Raw genomic sequence first — 24,614 nt, 5'->3', positions numbered from 1 at the left:
AAGCTCACAAGTTGAGCGCCCTCGGCGAGCAGGGAGATCATCTTGTCGTCCGAGACCGGACGAAAGTCGGCGCAGACGAATCGGCTCACGGCTGGGACGCCGCGGGAGAGTCTGGAGGTGTACTGGTCTCTTCCTCGGTGGGTGACGTCGTCGGCGGACGAGAGGAAGGCGTCGTCGGCGGCTTCGAAGACGGTGTCGTCGTGGTGGACGACGCCGGAGCGGGGGATCTGCTTGTCGTGCTGGATGACGGTGGCGGCTCGCTGGATTCTCCGGTGCCACCGTTGACCGGCCGGCCGGATTGCGGCGGCGACGGCGAAGCGGCCGGTGCGGGTGTCTGCGATGTGGAGGGCAGCGGCGCGGCGGGGAACCAGTCGAACGGGTCGGCGAACGCCAGGACGGTCCCGGCGCCGAGCAGTACCAGCAGTGCCGTCACCACGGCGATCAGGAGTTGTCGCCTTGGCGAGCCGTCTCCCGGGCCCCCGACGGGCGAGCCCGGGACCGGCGGTACCGGAGCGAGCCGGACGGTCTCGATCTGTTCGTCGATCGGTTCGGCGCCCCCGGCCTGTTCGGCTGCGGCCGCCATTGCAGCGGCCGACGGGAAGCGAGCCGCGGGCTCCTTGGCGAGCGCGGTCATCACCAGGGCGCGGACCGGTGACGGGACGTCCTCGGGCAGGGGCGGCGGCTCGTCTCTGAGGTGCTGCATCGCGATGGCGACCGGCGTGTCGCCGAAGAACGGAGGATGCCCGGAGAGGCAGTGGTAGGCGACCGCGCCCAGCGCGTACAGGTCGGCGGCCGGACCAATCGCGCCCTTCGACACCTGTTCCGGGGCGATGTAGTGCGCCGTGCCGACGACCTCCCGTGCGCCGGTGAGCGCATCGGAGCGATGGGAGCGGGCGACACCGAAGTCGACCAGGACGACGTTCCCGTCCGGCCGCATGATCAGGTTGCCGGGTTTGACGTCGCGGTGGACAATCCCGGCGCCGTGTACCGCCGCCAGCGCCCGGCCCACCTGGGCGACGATCGACATGGTCTCGGCCCAGGGCAACCGGCCCTGTTCCGCGATCCGGCGGTCCAGGGGTTCGCCGGCCACGTGTGCCATGACCAGGTACGCGTCCGCGTCGGGTTCCTGCCCGAAGTCGTACACGTCAGCGATCCCGGGGTGGTGCAACGCGGCCATGGCCTCCGCCTCATGCCGGAAACGGCGCTGGAACTGCGGGTCGCCGACTCGGTCGGCGCGCATGGTCTTGACCGCGACGGCGCGGCCCAGCACGGTGTCGGTGGCCCGCCACACCTCGCCCATGCCGCCGAGGGCGATCCGGTCGTCGAGCCGATACCGGCCGCCGAGCAACTGACCGGGTTGGTGTTGCATGCCGATCGCCTCCCTCGCCGTGGCTATCCGAGCCGTGCCGGCACAGCGACCTCCCCTGTGCGGCGCATCTTCTGCCAGCGCAGCCGCCGCCCGGCCAGAGCGGTCAACGCCGAGTGAATGAGCACCAGGTACATCAGCTGGCGGTAGGCGACCTGCTGCAGCGGCAGAGTTGACAGCGGCCGTAGTGGCTCGTGGTCCAGCCGGAATGCCACCACCGCCGTCACAGCCTGCACGAGCAGCATCGCAAGCCAGCCCAGTGCAGCCTCCTCGCGGTCGAGGAAGACGAAGCCGTACACCGCCATGATGTCGAGCAGAGGTGCGAGTAGCGGTAGCAGCACCGTGAACAGCGTGATCAGTGGCATTCCCCGCCGCCCGAACCGGCCCGACGGCCTGCCCTCGACCACGGCGTGGCGGTGCTTCCACAAAGCCTGCATGGTGCCGAAACTCCACCGGTACCGTTGCCGCCACAGCTGCCGCAGGCCGGTCGGCGCCTCGGTCCAGGCGCGCGCCGACTCCTCGTAGACCACCCGCCAGCCGGCCCGCTGCACGGCGATGGTGAGGTCGGTGTCCTCGGCGAGGGTGTCGACGTGCAGGCCGCCCGCGTCAGCGAGGGCCTGGCGGCGGAACGCGCCCAGCGCTCCCGGAACGGTGGCGATGCAGCCGAGCGTGTCGTAGAGGCGGCGGTCGAGGTTGAAGCCGATGACGTACTCGATGTGCTGCCACTTGCCGAGCAGACCTCGTCGGTTGCCGACCTTGACGTTGCCGGACACCGCGCCGATGCCCGGGTCGGCGAACGGCTGCACGAGCCGGTGGACCGAGTCGGGTTCGACCACGGTGTCCGCGTCCACCATCACGATGATGTCGTGCCGGGCGAACGCGATGCCGGTGTTGAGGGCGGCCGCCTTTCCGCCGGATGGGGTTCGGATCACCCGGACGTTGCCCAGCCGTAAACCGTCGACCACCTCCCCAGTCGCATCGGTCGACGCGTCGTCCACGACGATCACCTCGACTCCCGCGTGCGCCGACGACGCCAGGGACCGCACCGCCGGCCCGATCGTCTTCGCCTCGTTGAATGCCGGCACGATGATCGAGACAGGATCGGTCACCGGCGGCCCCCAGGACCAGGTCGGTGCCCGACGCTGACGGGCGTGGCCCACTGCCAGCACGACAACCAGCACGGTCCGGGCGAGAGTCAGGGCGCCTGCGCAGAACAGCAGGTACCAGAGCAGCCGCAGGGTCAGATCAGCGGTCCGTACCATCCACACCAGCGCCCAGCCGCGGGACGACTCGGCGAACCCGGCCGGCGGGTTCGCTCCGGGGACCCGTCCGGCGAGCGCCTCCGAGACGGTGGCGAACCGATAACCCCGAGCCTGCAGGCGAGGGATCAGCCGGTCCAGCGCCGCGACCGTTTGCGATCGGTCGCCCCCTGCATCGTGCATGAGCACGATCGCTCCGGCACCGTCGCGCGGCGTGGCAAGGCGAAGAATCGTCTCGACGCCGGGACGCCGCCAGTCCTCGCTGTCCAGGTCGTTGAGCACGGTGCGGTAACCCTGGTGCCCGGCCTCGCGCAACGTCGTCATGTCGGTGTTGTCGATGGCGTCGATCACCGACGAGTACGGCGGACGGTACAGCGCGGTCGAGCGGCCAGTCGTGTACGCGATCGCCGCTCGCGTCGCCGCGTGTTCGAGATCGCGCAGCCAGGGCGGCAGTGCCGACACCCGTGGGTGGGTGAACGTGTGCACACCGATCTCATGGCCCTCGGCGACGATCTGCCGGCTCAGGTCCGCATTGCGGACGACCTGCGAGCCGAGCACGAAGAAGGTGGCGTGCGCCTGATGACGCCGCAGGACGTCGAGAACCTGGGGAGTCCATCGCGGGTCGGGACCGTCGTCGAAGGTCAGCACGATCGTCCGGCCGGGGATCCGGTAGGTGAGCGGCCGGGCACCGGTGAGGTCGATGACCGGGCCACCGCTGCGTACCGCCGTCGGCACGGCGTCGAACGGGCGAGTTTGTTGGGGAGCGCTGTCAGGCGCGAACTCCGAGCGCAGGTACGCCTCCACCAACAGCATGTTCCCGAGCACCGCGAGTATGGCGAGGACGAGCAGCGCACGCAGCAGGGATCGCCGGCGGCGCAGCGCCGGAATGTGCCCGGTGGTCGGAGCCGGTCCGGCCGGGCGGGTGGCGTGGTAGATGGTCATTCGAGACGGATCCCGGGTAGGTCCATGCCGAGCTGGCTCATCCAGAAACTCGCGAGCAGCAGCACAAGGAGGAGAACGAAGGCGTACGCGAGTCGCCGCAGACGTCTGCGTCGAAGTCCGTTGGGATCGGCGAAGACCGGCGGTGGCAGTTCATCGAGGGGTGCGATGTCGGTGCGGGCCTGTTCGATCGGCGATACCCGGCCGATCACAGGGCCGGACCGCACCCGCCCCGCGACGCGTCCCACCGCGCGGGGTGTCTCTCCTCGGCCAGCCAGCCGTCGTCGAGCCATGAATCGACGCTATGCGACGCCTGATGGATGGCACATGTCTCGAAAGTCCCGGAAGCCGCAGGCAAAAAGTCATCTCCCCGCCGCGATGGGCTGGCCGTCAAAGGCGGGCCGTAGGGCCCTACTGGGTTCTTGTCAGCGCGTCGATCATGGGGGTATGACCCGGTTGCGCTGGTCCGGGGATGATCAGGGGAGGCGTCATGACGCGTGTTGATCGAGTCATCAGCCCTCAGATGTACATCCATGGTGAGGTCGACGCGGATGCCACGGCGTACGCCGTCGAGAAGTTGGAGGCGGCGCTGCACCACGCGCCCGGAACCGTGCTGCGCATGTCGTTGACGCTCGACTCGGCTGCGCCCGGTCAACGGGTCGACGCCCATGTCGACGTCGGCGGGGTGGGCGTGCACGTCCACGCGGTGGGAGCCACGATGCAGGAGGCGACGGACCTGATGCAGGAACGCCTTCGTTCACGGTTGCGTCGCATCCGGCACCGGCGCGAGGGGAGCAGAGGCCGGCAGGCCGACGTGTGAAGCGCGCCAAGCGTGATCGCCGGTGAAGCGGGCGACTGGGGGCATCGAAATGAACCACATCGCTGATGATCGGGTCCGGCGGGTCCTGACTCGAGGCGTGCGAGCTGCCACCTCGGCCCCGTCATTGCACAACAGTCAACCCTGGTGGTTCCGGATCGACGGTGACACCGTCGAGGTGCACGCCGACTGGACTCGGAGGCTGGAGGTTCTCGACCCGTCTGGCCGGGAGTTGATGATCAGTGTCGGCGCTGCGGTCTTCACCCTCCGGGCGGCACTGCGGGGCGCCGGCTGGATACCCTAGTACGACGTCTCGGCCGGACCTGGACTGCCGGACCTTGTGGCCCGGGTTAGGGCCGGGACGCCGTCGTCGCCGTCAGCCGCCGCACGCGACCTCGCCGACAGCATCCTTCTCCGGCACACCAACCGGCGGCCGTTCCGTGCCGCGGTCGTGCCGGCCGACGACATCGAGCGGCTGCGCGAGGCCGCCGCCCTCGAGGGGCGCGGTCCTTGGTGTCGCCGGCGCGGCCAGCCGTACGATCATCGCCGGTCTCGGGCGGGCGGCGGAGCGCCGTCTACGTACCCACCGCGGCTATTACGGCGAACTGGGCCATTGGACACGTCCGGCGCCGGGCCGCCGTGACGGAATCCCGCCGACGGCGATCGGTCTGGTCATCCGCCTGGGCTATGGCGACCCGGCGCCTGCCACGCCCCGGCGCCCGTTGGCGGAAGTCCTTCGCTAATCAGGTGCGGTGGTCGTCAGAGCGGCCGGATGCCGCCGTCATCGGCGACCGTTGCTGCCGTTGACACCCGCGCCGGCTGGTTGGGATTCGTCTCGGGCGTGCGTCGTCTGCGGCGCTGCTGGACGAGAACGACGCCGGCTATCGCACTCGCCGAGGCGGCGATGGCCGCCCACGTCGCGGGCGTGCTCCACAACCGGGTGGGGACCTGCTGGGCGAGCATGAAGGTGCCCATGACCAGGACGAACCAACCGAACGATTTTCGGAGCACGTTCTCGCGGATGCGGCCGGTAAGCCGCCCGCCGAGGAGACTGCCGATGATCGCGGCGACGGTCACGGCGACGGCGAGTCCCCACGGGATTTCGACGCTGGACAGGTAGCCGGCCAGTCCGGCGAACGATTTCATGGCGATGACCAGCAGCGAGGTGCCGATGGCGATCGGCATCGGCAGGCCCCCGAGCAAGGCGAGCGCGGGCACGACGAGGAACCCGCCGCCGGCGCCGACCAGTCCGGTGATCAGCCCGACCACAATGCCGTCCAGGATCACCCGTGGCACCGGCAGTTCGTGCGGGACGGGCTCATCCGGACCCGGAGGCCGGCCGCGGATCATCGCGACGGCCGTGGCGAGCATCATCAGCGCGAAGCCGGCGAGCAGCACCGCGCCGGGGATGTAGGTGGCGACGCGGCCGCCGGCGTAGGCGCCTGTCATGCCGGCCAGTCCGAAGGTCAGCCCAGTGCGCCAGCGGACCCGGCCGGCGCGGGCGTGCGGGATCAGGCCGACGGCGCTGGTCGCGCCAACGACCAGCAGCGAAGTGGCGATGGCCTCCTTGGTGGGCAGGCCGGCGACGTAGATCAGCAGCGGTACGGCGAGGATGGATCCGCCGCCGCCGAGCAGGCCGAGGCTGACCCCGATCCCGGCGGCGAGGATCACCGTGACGACAAGCGCAGCAGTCATGACGTGCAGACAGGTAGTCCCGCGGCCGCGGCGTTGGTGAAGGCGTCGTCGACGGCGACGACGAGGCGGCCCGCCGCGGCGAGCAGGGAGGCGGCGATGGAGGCGCGGTATCCGGCGGCGCAGTGGACCCACACCTCGCCGTCCGGGATCTCGCCGAGGCGCCGGCGCAGGTCGTGCAGCGGGATGTGCACGGCGCCGGCGAGGTGACCGCCGGCGTGCTCGAGGTCTCGGCGGGTGTCGAGCACGACGACCGGCCGGTGGTGTCGGACCTGGGCGAGGTCGGCGAAGGTGGCACGCGGGAACGTGTGCAGGCCATGTCCGCCGGCCCAGTCGGCGGAGTCGCCGGTGGCGTGAGCGGCGGGCCGGTCGATGCCGATGCGGGCCAGTTCACGCTGCGCCTCGGCGACCTGCTCGGGGGTGTCGGCCAGCAGAGTGAGCGGAGTGCCCCAGGGGATGAGCCAGCCGAGGTAGGTGGCGAAGCTGCCGTCGAGGCCGAAGTTGAGTGTGCCGGCGACGTGGCCGGCCGCGAAGGCGACCCGGTTGCGCAGGTCGACGACCCATTCGCCGTCGGCGAGGCGCTTACGGATCTGTTCGGCGTCGGCGTGCTCGGGGGCGCTCAGATCGGGGGCGGCAGGGCCGGTGCTGTTGGCCGGTGCCATGTGGGCGTAGTAGGCAGGCCAGGCGTCCAGCCCGATCAGCAGGTCGTCGACGAACTCCTGCTCGGCCCGGTTCAGAACGGGGTTGGCGCGTCGCTCGGCGCCGATGGTGGAGGCGGTGGCTTCTGACTGGGTGGCGGAGCAGAAGCTGCCGAAGCCGTGGGTGGGATAGACGCCGGCGGTGTCGGGCAGCTCCCCGGCCAGCCGGTGGGCCGATTGGTACTGCAGGCGCACCAGGTCGTGGGTGTGCGCGGGGCCGAGCAGGTCGGGGCGGCCGACCGAGCCGTACAGCAGTGAGCCGCCGGAGAACACCGCCACCTGCTCGTTGTCGACGTCGAGCGCGTAGGACAGGTGGGTGAAGGTGTGCCCGGGGGTGGCGATCACGCGTACTCGCATGGTGTCGCCGACGGCGACGATGTCGCCGTCGCGGACCGGAACGCGGTCGAAGGTCACCGGGTCGTCGGCGTTGACGTGATACTGCGCGCCGGTCGCCTGGGCGAGGGCGTAGCCGCCAGTGACGTAGTCGTTGTGGATGTGCGTCTCGAAGACGTGGGTGATGGCGACGCCCTCGGCGGCGGCTAGGTCGAGGACACGGTCGATGTCGCGCTGCGGATCGACGACGAGCGCGCTGGTGCCGTCGTGCACCAGGTAGCTGCGGTCGCCGAGCGTGGGGGTGTCGATGGGCAGGACACGGAACACGGAGTGACTCCTTCGTTCGGTGGGGGAAGGCCCGGCTCAGACGGTGGCGTGGCGGCCGCGCACGACGGGGTGGCCCGCGCGCTGCCAAGCGGCGGTACCGCCGGCGACGGACCAGGCGTCGATGCCGGCGCGGTGCAGCAGGCCGGCGGCGGTGAGGCTGCGGTTGCCGCTTGCGCAGATCACGTAGACCGGCCGGTCCTTCGGCAGGTCACCGATGCGGGCGGCGAGCCGGGCCAGCGGCACGAGTTCGGCGCCGGGCACGTGTCCGGACAGGTATTCGAATGGTTCACGGACGTCGATCACGACGGCGCCGTCACGGTGGGCGGCGAACGTCACGACGTCGACTTCACACACGGTGCGCTCCTCTCGATCACATACCCCCGGGGGTATCCGAGAACGACCATAGCGCGGTTCTCGGTGCTGTCGTCAAGCCCTCAGCAGTCAGGAATAGATACCCCCGGGGGTACCGTTGAAGATGGCAACGGCTGACAAAGAGCGGAGGGGCATCATGAGTGTGCTCAACCTGACCATGAAGACGTTCGAGGAGGTCGTCTCCCGCGACGGCGTCGTGCTGGTCGACTGGTGGGCGTCCTGGTGCGGCCCGTGCCACCGCTTCGCGCCCGTCTTCGAGCAGGCCGGCAAGCGACACCCGGACATCGTCTTCGGGAAGGTCGACACCGAGGCCGAGCAGGACCTGGCGATCGCCGCCCGAATCTCCTCGATACCGACGCTGATGGCCTTCCGCGACGGGATCCTGGTCTTCTCGCAACCCGGCGCGTTTCCGCCGGCGGCACTTGAGGAGCTCATCACCGCCGTGCGCGGCCTGGACATGGAGCAGGTGCGCAGTGAGACCACCGCGCAACACTGATCTCAGGTACCCGCCCGGGTATGCTCGTCATCCGACTGCAACGGGGGAGGTGTGGGCATGGAGATCGACGGCGACGCCCTGGTAGACGTGATCAAGCGGTTGCGCCGGGCCGAAGGGCAGATCCGCGGCATCATCGCCATGCTGGAGTCCGGCCGCGACTGCGCCGATGTGGTGACCCAGCTCGCTGCGGTGTCCCGGGCGCTGGACCGGGCCGGCTTCAAAATCATCGCGACCGGCCTGCGGCAGTGCGTGACCGCGGAACAGGACGGCAAGGAACCCACCGTCGACATCGCCCAGCTGGAGAAGCTCTTCCTGTCGCTGGCCTGATGGTGCCGCCCGCTCGCTCTGGCGAGGGCGTCCAGGGCGGCCGCAGCCTGATCGATGACTCCTCCGGCTCGAGTCGTCCGGTGGGCCTGGATCATGGCTCGCTGGCTGCCGGACCAACGACCCCTGACAAGGGGCACTCCGGCCCTCCACACCCCCACTGCCGGCGCCGATACTTAAGTTGTCAGAGCGAGGTGTGCATATTCTGGACATCACCGCCGCTGACCATGGGCTGGTAGACATACGGCAACTGCCCGAACAGGGCGGGGCGGACCGAGGGAATACTCCCCGCGCCTACATGCGAGGTTCGACTCCTCGCCCGGCCCCCTGGCGATCGGCACCCACATTCTCACTGGACCGATCTGTGTGGTGGTCTGCCTGGTCGCTTTCTTCTTATCGGCTGCTGGATGTCCGGTTGGGAACGCGGTGCCGAGCGGCCATGACGGCACCGTCCGCGGGACTCGTGGCCCTACCCGGCGCAGCCGGCGCCGGGTGACGATGGGAGTGGAAAGGTGGTCGGTGATGTACGGACGGATCTCGGTCGGCGTCATCGGCGCGGCACCAGCGGAGGCCGCGCTGCGATTGGGCTTCACCGAGGCGGAGCGGCGCGGCGCGACGTTGACCGTGATCGCGGCCGGACCCGCGCAGGCTTCCGGTGACGCGCCGGTGCGTGATCTGCTGCGGCAAGGGGCGCGGCGGCATCCGGGCGTCGAGGTGACGTTCTCCGTACGGCGGGCCGTGGACGCGGTCGTGACGCTTGCCGCGGTGAGCCGGTCCTGCGACCTGATGATCGTGCCGCAAGGCGGCGATGCCGCGTCCGTCGCAGCGGCGTCGGTGCTGACCCGGCGGGCGCACAGTCCGCTGGTCGTGATCAGCGGGTCAGCGGGGCAAGGCGAGGCCGGAACGGGCACGGATGAGCTCCGACTCCGTCGGGAACGGCATCGTGATCGGCGTTCCCGGCGGCGAGGCGTCGTCCGTTCGGCTGCGAGTCCGAGACAAGACAGAGGGCCTACCGTCCGTAGCCGTCTGCACCCCGTGGCGTAAGACCGCGGAGCTGCCGGGCGACCGACGCAAGGGTATTTTGGGCATCGATGTGGACCGCTCGGCCCGAGGCGGATGCCATTGGCCATCGCTAGGCTGAGCCAATCTGCGGGCCCGAGGAGGCATCATGCCACCGGAGACGCACGAAGGACTGCCGCCGCCTACGATCGTCAGTGCACCGGCTCTGACTGAGTTGTTCGACGCGCTGCACGCGCGCGGCTACACGATCGTCGGGCCAACGGCCCGCGACGGGGCGATCATGCTCGCCGAGCTGTCCTCCGCCGCCGAGCTGCCGTACGGCTGGGGTGTCGAAACCGAAGCCGGCCGCTACCGGCTGCGCGCTCGCGGCGATCCGGCGGCGTTCGGTCATTCGGCCGGACCGCAATCCTGGAAGGACGTGCTGCACCCGCCGCGCGCCAAGCTCTGGGAGGCGGACCGCACGCCCGACGGCGGCGTGGTGGTGACCGAAGCGGTGGAGCGGCACCGGTACGCGTTGCTCGGCGTCCGGCCGTGCGACATAGCCGCGATCCGGATCCTGGACCGGGTGCTGACCGGCGGCCGGCACGTGGACTCGCGGTACGCCGGGCGCCGGGACGGCAACTTCGTGATCGCCGTCGAGTGCACCGAACCGGGCGCGACCTGCTTCTGCACCTCGATGGGGACCGGCCCGCACGCGGACGCCGGCTTCGACCTCGCCATGACCGAGCTGGTCGACGGCGGCGACCACCGGTTCCTCGTACGTGCCGGAACCCTCGCGGGGGCCGAGGTGCTGTCCGCGTTGCCCGGGCGGCCGGCCGACGACGCGACGGTGTCGTACGCCGCCGGTGCGGTGGCGCAGGCCGCGACGATGATGGGCCGGTCGATGCCGGGCGAGGGCCTGCCGGATCTGCTGGCCGCCAGCCGCGAGTCGCCGCATTGGGACGATGTGGCTTCGCGTTGTCTCACCTGTGGCAACTGCACCATGGTCTGCCCCACCTGCTTCTGCAGCACCACCGAGGACGTCACCGATCTCACCGGCGACCACTCGGAACGGTGGCGCCGCTCGGACTCCTGCTTCGACCTGGATTTCTCGTACCTGCACGGGGGCAGCGTGCGCACCAGCGGCCAGTCGCGGTACCGGCAGTGGATCACCCACAAGCTCGGCACCTGGCACGAGCAGTTCGGCTCGTCGGGCTGCGTCGGCTGCGGCCGGTGCATCGCCTGGTGCCCGACCGGGATCGACATCACCCAGGAGGTGGCCGCGTTGTCCGCCCTGCAGGTGGCGGCGTCCCCGCCGGAGGAGGCGCCATGAGCACGGACCTCACCGATCGGGTGGCGGCCCTGCCGTTCTTCGCCGGGCTACCGCCGCGACTGCTGCATGGACTCTGCGCCGATGGCAGCGCCGTTTCGTACCCGGCGGGAGAGCGGATCTTCGCCGAGGGCGGCGACGCGGACCGGTTCTGGCTGATCGAGGACGGCAGTGTGGCCCTGGACCTGCGTGTGCCGGGGCGCGGTGATCAGGTGATCGAGACGCTGGCGGCGGGGACCGTGCTGGGCTGGTCCTGGCTGTATCCGCCGTACCGCTGGAACTTCGGCGCGGTCGCCCGGTCACCGGTGCAGGCAGTGGTCTTCGACGCTGTCGCGGTGCGCCGCCGTTGTGACGCGGATTCGAGGTTCGGTTACGCGATGCTGCGCCGGTTCACGCCGGTCATCACCGAGCGCCTGCACGCCACCCGGTTGCGGTTGCTCGACCTGTACGCCACCGCGGCACAGGTGAGGCAGCCGTGAGCGCACCGGCCCTGGTCGCCGAGGTCGGCGCGGCGGTTCCCCGGCCGTACCGGGTGATCTCCCGGCGCGTCGACACCGCTGACACGGTCACGCTCACCCTCGAGCACGACGGCAGCCCGCTGGCGGAGTTCGTGCCGGGACAGTTCGCGATGCTCACGGCGTACGGGATCGGTGAGGTCCCGATCTCGGTGAGCGGGATCGGCGGGCCCGGGGAGGGCCGGGCCCGGCGGCTGGTGCACACGCTGCGCGCGGTCGGCGCGGTGACCAGAGCCTTGCACGCCACCCGGCCCGGCGGCGTGATCGGCGTGCGCGGACCGTTCGGTACCACCTGGGACGAGGCTTCGGCGGCCGGCCAAGACGTGCTGATCGTCGCCGGCGGGATCGGGCTGGCCCCGTTGCGCCCGGTCGTGGAGGCGGTGCTAGCGGCCCGGTCCCGATACGGGCGGGTGGCGCTGCTGATCGGCGGCCGCACGCCGGCCGATCTGCTCTACCGCGACGAGCTGGCGAAGTGGATTGCCGGCGGTGTGGAGGTGGCAGTGACCGTCGACCGGCCGGCCGAGGGCTGGACAGGTCATGTCGGCGTGGTCACCACCCTGATCCCCACAGTTCGCTTCGATCCAGCCCTGACCGTGGCGTTTCTCTGCGGACCGGAGGTCATGATGCGGTTCGCCGCTCAGGCGCTGATCGCCCAGGGTGTCCCGGCCGGGCAGGTGCGGGTGTCGCTGGAGCGCAACATGCGCTGTGGGGTGGGCTGGTGCGGGCACTGTCAGCTGGGCCCGTTGCTGGTCTGCCGGGACGGTCCGGTGGTCGACTACGCGCGGGCCGAGCCGCTGATCTCAGTGCGGGAGTTGTGATGGCCGCCGACCGGCCGACCCTGGCCGTGTGGAAGTTCGCGTCCTGCGACGGCTGCCAGCTGACCCTGCTCGACTGCGAGGACGAACTGCTGGCCGTCGCCGACCGGGTGCACATCGCCCACTTCCTGGAGGCGACCCGCACCGTCGAACCCGGCCCCTACGACGTGTCCCTGGTGGAGGGCTCGATCACGACGCAAGCCGACGTGGAACGCATCCACCGGGTCCGCGAGATGTCCGGCACCGTGGTGACGATCGGCGCCTGCGCCACCGCCGGCGGCGTCCAGGCGCTGCGCAACTTCGCCGACGTCGACGAGTTCACGGCGCTGGTCTACGCCCGGCCTGACTACATCTCCACCCTGGCCACCTCCACCCCGATCGCCGCGCACATCGACGTCGACTACGAACTGCACGGCTGTCCGATCGACCGCCGACAGCTCCTGGAGGTCATCACCGCGCTGCTGGCCGGCCGCAAGCCGAACATCCCCGCACACAGCGTCTGCTTCGAATGCAAGCAGCGGCACAACGTCTGCGTCGTCGTCGCCCACGGCACCCCCTGCCTCGGGCCGGTGACGCACGCCGGCTGCGGCGCATTGTGCCCGGCACACCACCGCGGCTGCTACGGCTGCTTCGGCCCGATGGAAAGCCCCAACGCCGCCGCGCAAGCGGGCCTGCTGCGCGCCACCGGCATGTCCGAGGACGACGTGGTACGCGCCTACCGCACGTTCAACACCTCAGCGTTCATCGAATTGTCCCGGGTGACCGTCGGGCCGCCACCCGCGACCGGCCCGCGTGATGTCCCGCGGGAGCCGACATGACCCATCGGTCCGATCGCACGCTCGACGTCCGCGCCCTGGCCCGGGTGGAGGGCGAAGGCGCGATGCACATCCGGGTCCGCGACGGTGCGGTCGACGACGTGCGCCTGGAGATCTACGAGCCGCCCCGGTTCTTCGAGGCGTTCCTGCGGGGCCGCCGGTACACCGAACCTCCCGACATCACCGCCCGCATCTGCGGTATCTGCCCGGTGGCGTACCAGATGAGCGCCTGCGCGGCGATCGAGGATGCCTGCGGCGTGCAGGTAGGCGGGTCGATCGCGGCGCTGCGCCGGCTGCTCTACTGCGGCGAATGGATCGAGAGTCACACCCTGCACATCTATCTGCTGCACGCACCCGACTTCCTCGGCTACCCGAGCGCGCTGGACATGGCCAAGGACCGGCGTGACCTGGTCGAACGCGGCCTGGCGCTGAAGAAGGCCGGCAACGACATCCTGGAACTGCTGGGTGGGCGGGCCATCCACCCGGTCAACGTGCGGGTCGGCGGCTTCTACCGCGTGCCGCTGCCGCGCGAGCTCATACCGTTGCGCGACACCCTGCGCGCAGCCCTGCGCCAGGCCCTGGACACAGTGCAATGGGTGGCCGGATTCGACTTCCCGGACTTCCACCACGATCACGAGCTCCTCGCCCTGACCACCCCGGGCCGATACGCCATCGAGTCCGGCACCGTCGCCACCACGGGCGGGCGCGGCTTCCCCCCGCAGCAGTTCGAGGACCACGTGATCGAGGAGCACGTGCCGCACTCCACCGCGCTGCACGCCCACCTGGCCGGTCGCGGCGCCTACCTGACCGGGCCGGCCGCCCGCTACACCCTGAACCGACGATGGCTGTCCCCGCTGGCCACCCAGGCGGCCACCGCCGCCGGGATGGGCGCCGACTGCCGCAACCCGTACCGCAGCGTCGTAGTGCGGGCGGTCGAGACGGTGTACGCCGTGGAGGAGGCGCTGCGGCTCATCGACGAGTACGAGCCGCCGGTCCGCCCGTACCTGGACGTGCCGGGGCGTGCCGCCGTCGGCTACGGCGCCACCGAGGCACCGCGCGGCATCCTCTTCCACCGGTACGGCCTGGACGCCGACGGCCTGGTCACCTCGGCACGCATCGTCCCGCCCACGTCCCAGAACCAGGCCGCCATCGAGGACGATCTGCGCCGGTTCGTCGCAGCCCGGCTGGACCTCGACGACGAGCGACTCACCCGCGAGTGCGAACAGGCGATCCGCAACTACGACCCGTGCATCTCATGCGCCACCCACTTCCTCGACCTCACCGTGGACCGGGAATGACCACCGCATCCTCGGGCCGCCGGGTGGTGATCGGGGTCGGCAACGAGTACCGGCGTGACGACGGGTTCGGCCCCCTCGTCGTCGCAGCGCTCGCCGACCGGCGCACCCGCGAACCCGGACTGGCCGCCGTCGAACTGCGCACCAGCGACGGCGAACCGGCCCGGCTGCTGGATCTGTGGGCCGGCGCCGACCTGGCGGTGGTGGTCGACGCCGTCCGCGACGGCGGTGACGCCCCGGGCCGCAGATACGAGCTGGTCCTCGACGAGTTGGACGGCCTGGGCGGGGACGCCTCGGCCAGCTCCCACGGAATCGGGCTGGGCAGCACCGTGGCGCTGGCCCGGGTACTCGACCGGCTACCCCGGCGGCTGGTGGTACTCGCCGTGTCCGGCCACGAATTCGGCTTCGGCGTCGAGCTCACCCCACAGGTGGCCGCCATGGTGCAGCCGGTGGCCCGGCGAGCCGCCGAACTGTTGGACCTCCGAGATCCCTGAAACGCCGATCTCTTCTCGGGGGACTGCCGACAGCCGGATGTGGAGGTGCCACCCTTGCGGGTCTGCCGGTCCGGTCGCCCGGCGAGGACGCGGCGCATCAGCCGCTGGGTCCGCGTGGCGGTGCCGTCGTGTCGAGCACGTGCCGACGCCGCGTGTACTCCTCTTCATCGATATCTCCGCGGGCGAACCGTTCGGCGAGCATCTGTTGCGGTGTCGGGCCATAGGTCACGGGCCCGGCACGCCGCGCGTCGCGGCCTGTGTAGCGAACCATCGCGACGATGCCGGCAATCACCAATGCCCAGAACAGCAGGCTGCTCACGGTCATGAGCACCATGGCCCAACCGCCTATTCCGTTGCCGTAGTACATCATGGTGATCTCCTTTCGGTACGCACCGGCAGTTGCCGCCCGGCGACGGGCTCGCGGGTATCTGCCCCCACCCTGCTACCTGCCACTCGGGCCGGGTACCGGCCAACGACACGCCGTCGGGGCCGAACGTCCCATCCCGGCGGGTAGGGGAACCAGGTTGGGAGGAGCCCGGAGCTGCTCCACGGTGAGTGGAAAGGGCAGGTAGCCGGACGGAGGTTCCGCAGGGCATGTTGACTCTCCTTTGATGGTGGGGCGGCGAACCGCCCCACCACTGGGATCACCGGGTCGACCAGCGGGTGAAGGCGGCCAGGTGCCGCTCCGAGGCCGACAGCAGGCGCGCGTAGACCTGTTTGACGTCGGCGGCGGTCAGCCCGTTGGCGGCGGCCTTCAGGTCGGCGATGTCGGCACGTTCGACCTGCTGCCCGGCGCTCAGGGCCGCGGACAGGCTCTTCTCACCCTGCGCGAGCAGCTTGTCGTACGTGGCCTGGACTGCGGGGTCCGTGAACTTGCCGGCCGCCTGGTTCAAGGTCGGGTCGCTCAGGTCGTAACGCTCCAGCAGCGTGCGTACGGCGGTCAGGTGATGGGTCTCGGCCGCAGCGATGTGGTCGAAGACGGCCGCGTCGTAGCGGGCGGCGAACGCCGCGTACAGGTCGCGGGCGAGCTTCTCCTCCTCTGCCATCGACGCCAGCGTCGCCTTCTGGGCCTCGGTGAGCGTGCCCTGCTCGGCCGTGACAGACAGCCCCATGCAGGTTCCGTCCCCGTAGCCGGAACCGTGCCCGGCTCCCATGCCGTTACCGTATCCGGGTCCCATGCCGTGGCCGTAGCCGTCGCGGTCCGCGGTGGCCGCGCTGGTCGGGGCCGGCCCTGCGAACGGGCCGTGACCGGCCAGCGCCGGAGCCGCCACCGCCAGCCCACCCAGGCCGAGCACGCCGGCCGCCACGAAAGTTGCCGCGCGGCGAGTGGTGGTCTTCATGACTTCTCCCTTCCTTCACCCCTACCGTGGCTCGCCGTCGTGGCAGCGGCGTGGAGTCGGTATGCAGGCGGTGTGGAGAACTTGCCGGGGATGACTTACCGGGCACTGGCCAGTTCGCCGACGACCTTGTCGATGTCGCAGCTCGAACCGCGGTTGAACGGCAGGCGTGACAGCAGCGCGCCCATGACACAGCTGTTGGTCAGGGCCGCCAGAACCAGTCCGGCACCGATGGCGGCCGCGAACCATTGAGCTCCGGGAAGTACCAGGCCGGCGGCCACGCCGAGCAGCACCAGTGCGCCGGCGACCAGCCGGACCTGCCGCTCGATGTCCCAGCGGCGGCGGCCACGCTTGACCGGCCCGCCCGCCGCTTCCCAGGCGAGCACGCCGCCGTCGAGCACGTGCACGTTGGTCATGCCGATCTCGGTCAGCAGCTTTTCGGCCTGTCCGGCCCGTATCCCGGACCGGCAGACCAGCACGACCTCGTCGAGGTGGGCTCGCAGTTCGCCGCGGTGCTCGCGCAGCAGGTGCAGCGGCACGTTGTACGCGCCGGGAATGTGCATGGCCTCGAACTCGGCGGGCTCCCGCACATCCAGCAGCCGCGGTCCGTCACCGGCGGCGAGCCACTCGCGCAGGATCGCGCTGTCGATCCGCACCGGGTGCGCCGGTTTGTCGAAGGTACTCACAACTCAGTCACTCCTCGTTTGAGCGATCAGGCAGGAACGGCGGAGGTTGCGCGGCATCCGGGCGCGCTAAGACTTATTCGGACGAACCGGAGCCTGCATACCCCTGGGGGTATGCTCGACTTTAGCCGGGGCGCTGGTCGACGCCAAGTCATGGCGATGGCGTGAGCTAACGGACGGGACGGCCCGCCGCCCACCGGCGTCGTACCATCTCGTCGCGGTCCTCCTCGTCCAAACGCTGGGCGATCTCCTGGAGGGCCTGCTCGCAGGTGGGGATCCAGCGTTCGGTGAGGGCGTGCAGCCGGCGGCGAGTCCGGGAGATCTCCGTTTCGACAGTTCGCCGGGCCGCTGCGGAGCACGCCACACGTACCGCTGCCCGCAGGCTCTCGCCCGCGGCGGCGGCAGCGGCGGCGGTGACCGGTCCACAGGGGTCCGGCCGGACCACGTCGATCGTCGCCGAGCTGGGAAACCGGGTGCCCATGATCTCGAGCCAACTGAGCGTGACCGTGGCCGCGCCGGGTGGTGCCGCGAGCCGCAGGCCGCGCCGGCCGCCGAGGATCGCCGCGCGTGTCACGGCCCGGTCGAGTGCGCTGGTGGCGGCCTGCCAGGCGCGGATGTCCTCGTCGGCCTCCCGCCGGATGCGCGCCTGCTCTGCGCGCAGGATGCGCAGCTTGCGATCCAGCAGGTCGACGGCCCGCTGCGCACTGCTGAGGCGGCGCAGCAGCAGCAACCGTCCGGCGCGCCCGGTCACGCGTCGGTCAGCCATCGCGATCTCCCAGGTGGGCGGCAACCTGTGCGGCCGGCAGCATGGTCAATTCCCGCCGAGGGAGCTCCGCTAACGACCGCCAGGCCCGGTCCAGCGTGTCGTCCATGCTGCGGGTCTCGTCGCGGCGCTGATTCAAGAACACATCGGTGAAGGTGTGTTCGAACCTCAGGTAGCTGCGGTCGGTGTCGGAGAGCGCGTCGGCGCCCACGAGTTCGGCGAGTTCCCGGGCCTGCCGGGCCCGGTCAAGTGCGGCGAGGACCTGCGCGGCCAGGTCGAGGTGGTCGGCGCGGGTGTGGCCGGGACCGGCGCCGCGGCGCATGAGCCGCGACAGCGACGCCAGTGGGTCTACGGGTGGGTAGACCTCGCGGGCGGCGACGTCGGGGGAGAGCAGCACCTGGCCTTCGGTGATGTACCCGGTGAGGTCCGGCACCGGATGGGTGATGTCACCGGCGGGCATCGTGAGGATCGGTAGCAGGGTCACCGAGCCCGGTCGTCCGCGGATCCGGCCGCACCGTTCGTAGAGTGAGGCCAGGTCGCTGTAGAGATAGCCGGGGTAGGCGCGCCGGGCGGGTATCTCGCCGCGAGCGGCGGACACTTCGCGCAGGGCCTCGCAGTAGCTGGTCATGTCGGCCATCACGACGAGCAGGTGCCTGCCCAGATCGTGTGCGAGGTGCTCGGCGATGGTCAGTGCCAGCCGTGGCGTGAGCAGCCGTTCGACGACCGGGTCGTCGGCCAGGTTGAGCAGCAGCGTCAGCTCGCCGGCCGCGGAGCGTCGTTCGAGGGCGTCCCGTGCGGCGTCGGCGTCGGCCGCCGTGAGCCCCATCGCCGCGAAGACCACGCTGAACGGCTCGTCCTGGACGTTCGCCTGCGCCGCGATTTGGGTCGCGAGCTCCAGGTGTGGCATGCCGGCGACCGAGAACACCGGTAGCTTCTGACCGCGTACCAGGGTAGTCAGTCCGTCGATGACCGAGACTCCGGTGAGAACGGCCTGCTCAGGTGGGTCGCGCCAGGTGGGATTGAGCGGGTTGCCGGCGACTGCCGCCCGCTCGGCGGCGAGGATCGGCGGACCACCGTCGAGCGGCTCGCCGCGGCCGTTGCAGATGCGCCCGAGCCAGCCGGGGCCGACCGGGATGTGCAGCGGCTCGCCGTCGAAGCCGATCCGGGTGGACTCCAGATCGAGGCTCTCACTGCCCTCCAACAGCTGGACGACGGCCAGGTCCCGGTCGACCTCGAGGACGAGCCCGTGCCGGGTTCCGGTCCCGGTGCGGATTCGCGCGTACTCGTCCCAGCCGACGCCCTGCACGCCGCGGACGACCAGCAGGGGGCCGCGTAGTTCCTCGACCGTCTCGTACTCGACCGGTGGCACGGTCATGTCAGCTCACCTCTCTCAACCGGGCAAGCAGGACGTGCGCGCGTTGCCGTACGCCTTCGGCGTCGGCCGGACCGGTTTCCTCCCGCGCCCGCAGAAGGACGGATAAGTCGCTGTTCTCCAATACGGCGGCCGGTACGCCGGAGGCCACCGCCTGATCGGCCGCCTCGGCGACGGCCAGCACGGCGTCGATGAGGGCGGCGGTCTTGGCCGGCGTGCTGTAGCCGTCGTTGCCCGATGACGCGTTCTGTTGCAGAACCGCCTCCCGGATCAGCCGGCCGGCCAGCATCGTCATGCGCTCGTGCCCGGGAAGCGCACCGGTGCCGACCAGCTGGGCGAGATCGGCCAGCCGGTCCGCCTCGGCGAGCAGCGACACGGTCCGGGCCCGGCGTGGCGCCCAGCCGGCGTCGCCGTTGCGGGCCTGCCAGGCACCGACGATCTCGACGTCACGACAGTAGGAGCCACGCCAGGCGACGGCCGGGTAGTGCCGCGCGTAGGCCAGCTCCCGGTCGAGCATCCACACCGACCGGACGAACCGCTGGGTGTGCGCGGTGACCGGTTCGGTCATGTCACCACCAGGCGGCGACACCGCTCCGATGATGCTCACCGAGCCAGTGCCGCCGCCCAGCGGCGTAACCAGGGACGCGCGTTCGTAGAACGCCGCCAGGGCGGAGGCGAGCCCGGCCGGATAGCCCTCCTCGGCGGGCAGTGCTCCGCTGCGCGAGGCGAACTCCCGCAGGGCCTCCGCCCACCGTGACGTGGAGTCGGCGATGACGACCGCGTCGTAACCCATGTCCCGGTAGTACTCGGCAACGGTCACACCCGTGTGGATGCTCGCCTCACGCGCCATGATCGGCATGTTCGAGGTGTTGGCGATGATCACCGTACGGTCGGCGAGCGCGCCCCCGCTGCGTGGATCGATCAGGGCCGCCAGATCGGTGAGCACGTCGGCCAGCTCGTTGCCCCGTTCGCCGCAGCCGACGTAGACGAGCACGTCGGCGGTGCACCACTTGGCGATCTGCTGCAGCAGCACCGTTTTTCCGGTGCCGAACCCACCGGGGACGGCGGCCGTGCCCCCCTTGCACAGGGGGAAGACGGCGTCGACGATCCGCTGTCCGGTCAGCAGCGGTGGGGCGTCGCTGTGGCGCTGCTGGTACGGGCGCGGCAGGCGGACCGGCCACCAATCCGCGAGGGGTACGGCGGTTTCGCCCACCCGGGCTACCGGTTCGTCGTCGCGGTAGCGGCCGTCCTCGGCCAGAGCGGTCAGCGCGCCATGGACACCGGGCGGCACCAGCACACGATGCGGCACCGGACCGGCATCGTCGACGGTGCCCAGCAGTTTTCCGGGGCCGAGAACGTCACCGATCTTCGCTTCGGCCGGGGTGAAGCGCCACCGCCGGATCTGGTTACCAGGCACGGTGCCGGGAGCCAGCCAGATGGGAGCGGGCTTCAGCGGCCGCAGCAGGCCGTCGTAGACGCCGCCGAGCAGCCCGGGGCCGAGGCGGGCGGCGAGTGGCCGCCCGAGCGGGTGTACGGGCTGGCCGGGCCGCAGGCCACCGGTGTACTCATAAGCCTGGACCACGGCGGTGGCCCGGCCGTTCCCGGCTGATCGCAACGAGACGACCTCCGCCAGCAGGCGTTGCGGGCCGAGTTCGACGAGTTCGGCCATGGCCACGGCGGTGAGCTCGTCGACCTCGATGAGCGGCCCGTTGACGCGTCGTATCCGTCCGGGGTTCATGGTTGGTTCCACCTTGCGGCGCTTTGCTCCGCCGCGCGTTCCGCGAAGCCGGCGAGAGAGAGGTCAAGCCGGCGTCCGCCGGCGCGAGCGATGATTCCGCCGTCCGGGGCGTCGCGGATCTCAAGCGACGGGCCGAGTTCCGCGCGCGCCATCTGCTCCAGCCGTTGTCGCACCTGCGGGTCGCCGACGAAGCCGGTGACGGCTTCCCGGGCGCAGGCGCGCATCCGGTCGTACGCCTGCTTGCCGGCGGCCAGGACGACCGCACGGGCGGCGCGACGTTGCCGGGCCCGTTCGGCGGCGAGCGCGGTGGTGGCGTCCGCAGCGCCGCGACTCTGCGCCTCGGCCACGATCTGTGCGGCCTGCCGGCGGGCGTCGGCCAGGATCCGCGCAGCGTGTGCGTCGGCCCGTGCCAACTCGGCTGTGGCGTCCTGCTCGGCGGCCGCCAGCAGGGCGGAACGGACCGGCGTCAGGGCCTCAGTCAGCGGTTGCACGGCAGGATCACTGTCAGCGGCAGGCTCGGTGGTGCGGCGACGGCGTTCACGGCAGCGGCAGCCGTGGGAGTCAGGATCACCACTGCCACGTCGGCGGGCAGGGATCGCCAGGCGGCACGTACCTGGTCCGGCTGCTCGGCCACGATGACGAGCGCGCCGGCGAGTGCGTAGCCGCGTACCTGCGTCTCCTCGCCCAGGGCGGCGATGCGACTCATGGTCAAGCCCTGCCGATCAGGATGATCGCGACGATCAGGCCGTAGATGGCGATGCCCTCGGCCAGGCCGACGATCACCATGGCGCGGCCGAACAGCTCGGGACGCTCGCTCATCGCGGCCAGGGCCGCGGCTCCCGTGTACGCGACGGCGATCGCGGCCCCGATCGAGGAGCCGACGACCGCGATCGCCGCGGCCAGCAGAGCCATGCCTCCGCCGCCGCTCTCCGCGGCCGCTGCGACCAGCATCGGTGACGCGATCAGCCAGGCGTTCATCTCTCACTCCTCGGTGGCGGTGGGTACGAGGTGCTCCGTGGCCGGCAGATGCCAGGGCCGGAAGGGGCGCCCCTCGAGTTGGAAGATCTTGGAGAACAGCTCGTAGTACTCCAGGCGAAGGGCCTGCACACCGGCCACCAGCGCCTCCAGCCCGAAGGCGAGCGCGTTGCCGATGACGAAGACCAGCACGGCACCGGCCACGGCGAGAGCACCTCGGCCAGTCAGCGCCGCCGTTGCCGTCCAGACGATCCACCCCAACGCGGCATGGGTGATGCCGAACGCGGCGAGGCGGGCGAACGACAGCAGGTTCGCGCCGAGCCGGATCACCATGTCGAACAGCTCGACAGCGGCCTGGGTGGCGCCGGCGGCTTTGCCTCCTGCACTGACCAGCAGGCCGATGTACGCGAGTATCAGAGCCACCGTGGCCAGTGCGGCCGCCGTGGCGCCGACCCAGGGCCAATGCTGCCACCAGCTCAACCCGGCCAGCGCGGTTGCGAGGAACAGCAGGCAGCCGGCGAGCCCGGAGGGTGCGTACAGGGCGAGGGCCCAGCCGCCCTCGCGGACGCGGTTGACCGTGCCGAGCGCGTACGCGCCGGCAAGCAGCACCGCGCCCAGCGCCATCCCGGCGGTGAGCAGTACGACCGGCTGCTCCATGGGGGCCAGCCACAGAGTGGGAACCAGCCCGGTGGGGCCGAACGCCTCCCCGTAAAGCAGGCCGAAGACCGTGGCGGCGGCTCCGGCACTGGCGACGAACAGCCAATGCGGCCGCAGCCCGGCCAGGCGGCGTGGCCGGCCACGCCGGATCAGCAGTGCGATGGCCACGAGCAGCAATCCGTGCCCGACGTCGCCGAACATCGCACCGAACAACACGACGTACGCCAGGCCGGCCAGCAGCGTGGGGTCGATGTCGGCGTACGGGACTGTGGTGTACGTGTCGATCAACGGCGCGAAAGCGGTGTGCCGGGGTGTAGCTGGAAGCATGGTCGGCGGGTCGATGCCGCGTGGCCTCGGTAGTGCGACCGCCGTCGCGCCCAACGGCCGCAGCAGGTCCTGCAGCACCGGCAGCTGCGCCTGTGGGGTCCACCCGGCGATCGCGGCGATCTCTCCCTCGATGCTGGCGACGGCGGTGTGCCGGGCCAGTTGGACCTCACCGGCGAGCAGGCCGGCGCGACCGTCGCGTTCCCATGCCGCCAGGTCAGGGGTACCGGTGAACAGCAGCGCGGCCGGCTTTCCCGCCGTGCTCAGACGCCGCAGGCGGTGACCCGCCTCGCCGTTGCCGTTGCCGTCGGGTGTGTCGAACTCGACGCAGCCGGCATCGGCCAGACGGATCAGGGCAGCGCGCAGTGCGCCGCGCGGGGCGACCACGGCGATGCGGGTCATTGGCACCGGTTTCAGTAGCTCACGCCAGGACATCGAACACCTCCGAGACCGAGCCGCGTGCCGCCGTCTCCAGCGCCGCTCGCAGCTGCCAGGCATCGACGGCGAGCAGCGAGGCCGCACCGATCGGCCGCTGTTCGTCGAAGGTGGTGGCGGCCAGCAACCTGTCACCGTCGCTGCGCACCCTCCGCCACCAGCTGATCTGCGCCTGCCACGGATCTAGGGCACTCGCGTCGGTCACAGCCCATCGCGCGTCCGGGCGCAGGCTGGCCCGGAATTGGGACAACGACTCGGCGTGCAGACAACGGGTACCGAGGACCCGGCCTGCGGCGGTCAGCGCGGCCGGGGGCAGTGTGCGGCGGTCGGTAAAAAGCTCATCAGCCACCAGCAAGGCGACGCCGCCGGCCACCCACGGGTGCGTTTGCGGCGCGTGGGCCGCGAGCCGTTCGCCCCAGGACAGCCGCATCCCGCGGACGATGTCTGCCGGATCGCTGCTGCCCGGATCACCCCATGGCGAGGCCGCGAGCACGGCACGGATCTGCTCGCCGGTGTGCGCCTCGGAAAGCCGGGCTCCTGCTGTGGCCAGCGAGCCCGGGCGGAAGACGGCGCCGCCGTCGCCGTGCAGGCGCTCCTCGACATTGGCGATCTCGAACCAGCCGGCGAGCAGACGCAGGGTCTGTGCGCCGCGTGGAGGCAGCCAGCCGGCCAGCACGCGTAGATGCCACAGCAGCGTCTCGGCCAGGCCGCGCTCGGCTTCGGCCAGGCTCTGACCTGGGTGGGTGTGCCGCCTGTACGGGCCGCCGGCGAGCATGCTGAGCGCATGCGGCAGGTCAGTGCAGGCGGCCACGGCTGTCACGGTGTCGCGGCCGAGACGACGCCGCGCGAGGGCGGTGGCGCGGGCTCCCGCGGCTACCCACCCGGCGCTCATCGCAGGTCCGTTCGTAGCTGAGCGGTGACGATCTCGCGCCAGGCGGGCAGCCGAGCCTCGGCCCGGTCACGCAGGGCCGCCGCGGATCTTTCCGCCTCGCTGTGCAGCTCGGCGAGCTCCTGTTGCGCGGCCTGCCACACCTCAGTGGCTGCTCGGGCGCGTGCTGTTTCGCTGGCGGCATGTGCCTGATCGACGATGTACCGCGTCTGGCTCCGGGCCGCCTCGACGCGGGCGGCGGCACGTTCGTGCGCATGCTGGCGAATCGCGGCGGCATCACCCTGCGTGCCGGTCAGCGCCGCGAATACGGATGTCAGCTCGGCCCGGGCAGCTGCACGACGGTCTGCAGGTACCCCAGCGGGGCTGGGCCTTCCCGGCGCTCCGGCGGGCCGGAAGCGGGTGAGGATGTCGCGAATCCCAGGCATGCCGGCCTCGGATCATCCATGCGCGGGGCGGTAGCTACCTGCGTAGTCAGCCAGGTTGGCGTTCGCCCGTTCGGTCGGGTCCTCACGAATGGAAGCCCAGGTTCGCATGATGGCCGTCCTCGAGTGGCGC

The 24,614-nt window shown here is 71.0% G+C and carries 29 protein-coding genes; 10 read left to right on the top strand and 19 right to left on the bottom strand.

The genetic code is table 11. From position 1 onward, the window contains the following. Positions 1–85 precede the first annotated feature (85 nt). Genes AB0F81_RS13135 through AB0F81_RS13125 form a run of 3 tightly spaced genes read right to left on the bottom strand, consistent with a single transcriptional unit; the run spans position 86 to position 3,857 of the window. Complete coding sequence (locus AB0F81_RS13135) at positions 86–1,369, bottom strand: serine/threonine-protein kinase (RefSeq protein ID WP_360195650.1); 1,284 nt, start codon at positions 1,367–1,369, stop codon at positions 86–88. A gap of 23 nt (positions 1,370–1,392) precedes the next feature. Further along, positions 1,393–3,567 carry a glycosyltransferase gene (locus AB0F81_RS13130; protein WP_360195647.1) on the bottom strand — a complete coding sequence of 725 codons (2,175 nt, stop codon included), beginning with the start codon at positions 3,565–3,567 and terminating at the stop codon, positions 1,393–1,395. Further along, a complete protein-coding gene (locus AB0F81_RS13125) occupies positions 3,564–3,857 on the bottom strand; it encodes a hypothetical protein (protein WP_360195644.1) in 294 nt (97 codons plus the stop codon). Before AB0F81_RS13125 ends, AB0F81_RS13130 begins: the two co-directional genes overlap by 4 nt. A 197-nt stretch (positions 3,858–4,054) precedes the next feature. Here AB0F81_RS13125 and AB0F81_RS13120 point away from each other — a divergent pair, with 197 nt between their 5' ends. Beyond that, positions 4,055–4,384 (top strand): HPF/RaiA family ribosome-associated protein, encoded by a 330-nt coding sequence (locus AB0F81_RS13120; RefSeq protein WP_360195642.1) that lies wholly within the window; start codon positions 4,055–4,057, stop codon positions 4,382–4,384. Positions 4,385–4,757: 373 nt separating this feature from the next. On the opposite strand, the gene AB0F81_RS13115 is transcribed toward AB0F81_RS13120, so the two are convergent. The 4 genes from AB0F81_RS13115 to AB0F81_RS13100 all read right to left on the bottom strand — a co-directional run bounded on the left by AB0F81_RS13115 (position 4,758) and on the right by AB0F81_RS13100 (position 7,785). Beyond that, a complete protein-coding gene (locus AB0F81_RS13115) occupies positions 4,758–4,925 on the bottom strand; it encodes a hypothetical protein (protein WP_360195639.1) in 168 nt (55 codons plus the stop codon). A gap of 215 nt (positions 4,926–5,140) precedes the next feature. Continuing rightward, on the bottom strand, positions 5,141–6,076 hold the full coding sequence (locus AB0F81_RS13110) for a sulfite exporter TauE/SafE family protein (RefSeq protein ID WP_360195636.1): 936 nt from the start codon (positions 6,074–6,076) through the stop codon (positions 5,141–5,143). Next, on the bottom strand, positions 6,073–7,431 hold the full coding sequence (locus tag AB0F81_RS13105; protein ID WP_360195633.1) for an MBL fold metallo-hydrolase: 1,359 nt from the start codon (positions 7,429–7,431) through the stop codon (positions 6,073–6,075). Before AB0F81_RS13105 ends, AB0F81_RS13110 begins: the two co-directional genes overlap by 4 nt. Before the next feature lie 36 nt (positions 7,432–7,467). Then, positions 7,468–7,785 (bottom strand): rhodanese-like domain-containing protein, encoded by a 318-nt coding sequence (locus AB0F81_RS13100; protein WP_360195630.1) that lies wholly within the window; start codon positions 7,783–7,785, stop codon positions 7,468–7,470. A gap of 154 nt (positions 7,786–7,939) precedes the next feature. On the opposite strand from AB0F81_RS13100, the gene AB0F81_RS13095 reads away from it, so the two are divergent. The 9 genes from AB0F81_RS13095 (at position 7,940) to AB0F81_RS13055 (ending at position 14,886) form a co-directional block, all read left to right on the top strand. Next, positions 7,940–8,299 carry a thioredoxin domain-containing protein gene (locus tag AB0F81_RS13095; protein WP_360195627.1) on the top strand — a complete coding sequence of 120 codons (360 nt, stop codon included), beginning with the start codon at positions 7,940–7,942 and terminating at the stop codon, positions 8,297–8,299. Between the two features lie 57 nt (positions 8,300–8,356). Then, entirely contained in the window at positions 8,357–8,626 is a 270-nt protein-coding gene (locus AB0F81_RS13090) for a metal-sensitive transcriptional regulator (protein WP_360195624.1), read from the top strand. 519 nt (positions 8,627–9,145) lie between these two features. After that, positions 9,146–9,667: a universal stress protein gene (locus tag AB0F81_RS13085; RefSeq protein ID WP_360195621.1), complete on the top strand. Its 522-nt coding sequence runs from the start codon at positions 9,146–9,148 to the stop codon at positions 9,665–9,667. 124 nt (positions 9,668–9,791) lie between these two features. Then, on the top strand, positions 9,792–10,955 hold the full coding sequence (locus AB0F81_RS13080) for a 4Fe-4S dicluster domain-containing protein (protein WP_360195618.1): 1,164 nt from the start codon (positions 9,792–9,794) through the stop codon (positions 10,953–10,955). Beyond that, a complete protein-coding gene (locus AB0F81_RS13075; protein ID WP_360195615.1) occupies positions 10,952–11,431 on the top strand; it encodes a cyclic nucleotide-binding domain-containing protein in 480 nt (159 codons plus the stop codon). Before AB0F81_RS13080 ends, AB0F81_RS13075 begins: the two co-directional genes overlap by 4 nt. After that, on the top strand, positions 11,428–12,285 hold the full coding sequence (locus AB0F81_RS13070) for an FAD/NAD(P)-binding protein (protein WP_360195612.1): 858 nt from the start codon (positions 11,428–11,430) through the stop codon (positions 12,283–12,285). Before AB0F81_RS13075 ends, AB0F81_RS13070 begins: the two co-directional genes overlap by 4 nt. Next, positions 12,285–13,100 carry an oxidoreductase gene (locus AB0F81_RS13065; RefSeq protein WP_360195609.1) on the top strand — a complete coding sequence of 272 codons (816 nt, stop codon included), beginning with the start codon at positions 12,285–12,287 and terminating at the stop codon, positions 13,098–13,100. Before AB0F81_RS13070 ends, AB0F81_RS13065 begins: the two co-directional genes overlap by 1 nt. Continuing rightward, on the top strand, positions 13,097–14,395 hold the full coding sequence (locus AB0F81_RS13060) for a Ni/Fe hydrogenase subunit alpha (RefSeq protein ID WP_360195606.1): 1,299 nt from the start codon (positions 13,097–13,099) through the stop codon (positions 14,393–14,395). The genes AB0F81_RS13065 and AB0F81_RS13060 overlap by 4 nt, the downstream gene beginning before the upstream one ends. Continuing rightward, positions 14,392–14,886, top strand: coding sequence for a hydrogenase maturation protease (locus AB0F81_RS13055; protein ID WP_360195604.1), 495 nt, complete (start codon positions 14,392–14,394; stop codon positions 14,884–14,886). The genes AB0F81_RS13060 and AB0F81_RS13055 overlap by 4 nt, the downstream gene beginning before the upstream one ends. Positions 14,887–14,983: 97 nt before the next feature. On the opposite strand, the gene AB0F81_RS13050 is transcribed toward AB0F81_RS13055, so the two are convergent. From AB0F81_RS13050 to AB0F81_RS12995, 12 genes are all read right to left on the bottom strand, one after another. After that, positions 14,984–15,256: an SHOCT domain-containing protein gene (locus tag AB0F81_RS13050; RefSeq protein WP_360195601.1), complete on the bottom strand. Its 273-nt coding sequence runs from the start codon at positions 15,254–15,256 to the stop codon at positions 14,984–14,986. 274 nt (positions 15,257–15,530) lie between these two features. After that, complete coding sequence (locus tag AB0F81_RS13045) at positions 15,531–16,226, bottom strand: DUF2202 domain-containing protein (RefSeq protein WP_360195599.1); 696 nt, start codon at positions 16,224–16,226, stop codon at positions 15,531–15,533. Positions 16,227–16,321: 95 nt separating this feature from the next. Further along, positions 16,322–16,909: a rhodanese-like domain-containing protein gene (locus AB0F81_RS13040; protein ID WP_360195597.1), complete on the bottom strand. Its 588-nt coding sequence runs from the start codon at positions 16,907–16,909 to the stop codon at positions 16,322–16,324. A gap of 166 nt (positions 16,910–17,075) precedes the next feature. Further along, positions 17,076–17,672 carry a V-type ATP synthase subunit D gene (locus tag AB0F81_RS13035; RefSeq protein WP_360195595.1) on the bottom strand — a complete coding sequence of 199 codons (597 nt, stop codon included), beginning with the start codon at positions 17,670–17,672 and terminating at the stop codon, positions 17,076–17,078. Further along, positions 17,665–19,044 carry a V-type ATP synthase subunit B gene (locus AB0F81_RS13030; protein ID WP_360195592.1) on the bottom strand — a complete coding sequence of 460 codons (1,380 nt, stop codon included), beginning with the start codon at positions 19,042–19,044 and terminating at the stop codon, positions 17,665–17,667. The genes AB0F81_RS13035 and AB0F81_RS13030 overlap by 8 nt, the downstream gene beginning before the upstream one ends. 1 nt (position 19,045) lies before the next feature. Continuing rightward, positions 19,046–20,779, bottom strand: coding sequence for a V-type ATP synthase subunit A (locus tag AB0F81_RS13025; RefSeq protein ID WP_360195589.1), 1,734 nt, complete (start codon positions 20,777–20,779; stop codon positions 19,046–19,048). Then, complete coding sequence (locus tag AB0F81_RS13020; protein WP_360195587.1) at positions 20,776–21,270, bottom strand: hypothetical protein; 495 nt, start codon at positions 21,268–21,270, stop codon at positions 20,776–20,778. The genes AB0F81_RS13025 and AB0F81_RS13020 overlap by 4 nt, the downstream gene beginning before the upstream one ends. After that, positions 21,258–21,485, bottom strand: coding sequence for a hypothetical protein (locus AB0F81_RS13015; protein ID WP_360195584.1), 228 nt, complete (start codon positions 21,483–21,485; stop codon positions 21,258–21,260). Before AB0F81_RS13015 ends, AB0F81_RS13020 begins: the two co-directional genes overlap by 13 nt. A 2-nt stretch (positions 21,486–21,487) precedes the next feature. Beyond that, on the bottom strand, positions 21,488–21,757 hold the full coding sequence (locus tag AB0F81_RS13010) for an ATP synthase subunit C (protein ID WP_360195581.1): 270 nt from the start codon (positions 21,755–21,757) through the stop codon (positions 21,488–21,490). Positions 21,758–21,760: 3 nt separating this feature from the next. After that, positions 21,761–23,137: a V-type ATPase 116kDa subunit family protein gene (locus AB0F81_RS13005; RefSeq protein WP_360195579.1), complete on the bottom strand. Its 1,377-nt coding sequence runs from the start codon at positions 23,135–23,137 to the stop codon at positions 21,761–21,763. A gap of 19 nt (positions 23,138–23,156) precedes the next feature. Beyond that, a complete protein-coding gene (locus AB0F81_RS13000) occupies positions 23,157–24,062 on the bottom strand; it encodes a hypothetical protein (RefSeq protein ID WP_360195576.1) in 906 nt (301 codons plus the stop codon). Further along, the gene (locus tag AB0F81_RS12995) at positions 24,059–24,484 is read right to left on the bottom strand and encodes a hypothetical protein (RefSeq protein WP_360195573.1); all 426 of its coding nucleotides are present in this window, start codon (positions 24,482–24,484) and stop codon (positions 24,059–24,061) included. Before AB0F81_RS12995 ends, AB0F81_RS13000 begins: the two co-directional genes overlap by 4 nt. Positions 24,485–24,614 lie beyond the last annotated feature (130 nt).

The sequence above is a fragment of the Actinoplanes sp. NPDC024001 genome (assembly GCF_040638955.1).
GTDB lineage: Bacteria > Actinomycetota > Actinomycetes > Mycobacteriales > Micromonosporaceae > Actinoplanes.
The sequence above is the reverse complement of the archived record's forward strand: the minus strand, read 5'-3'. Positions and strand labels throughout refer to the sequence as shown.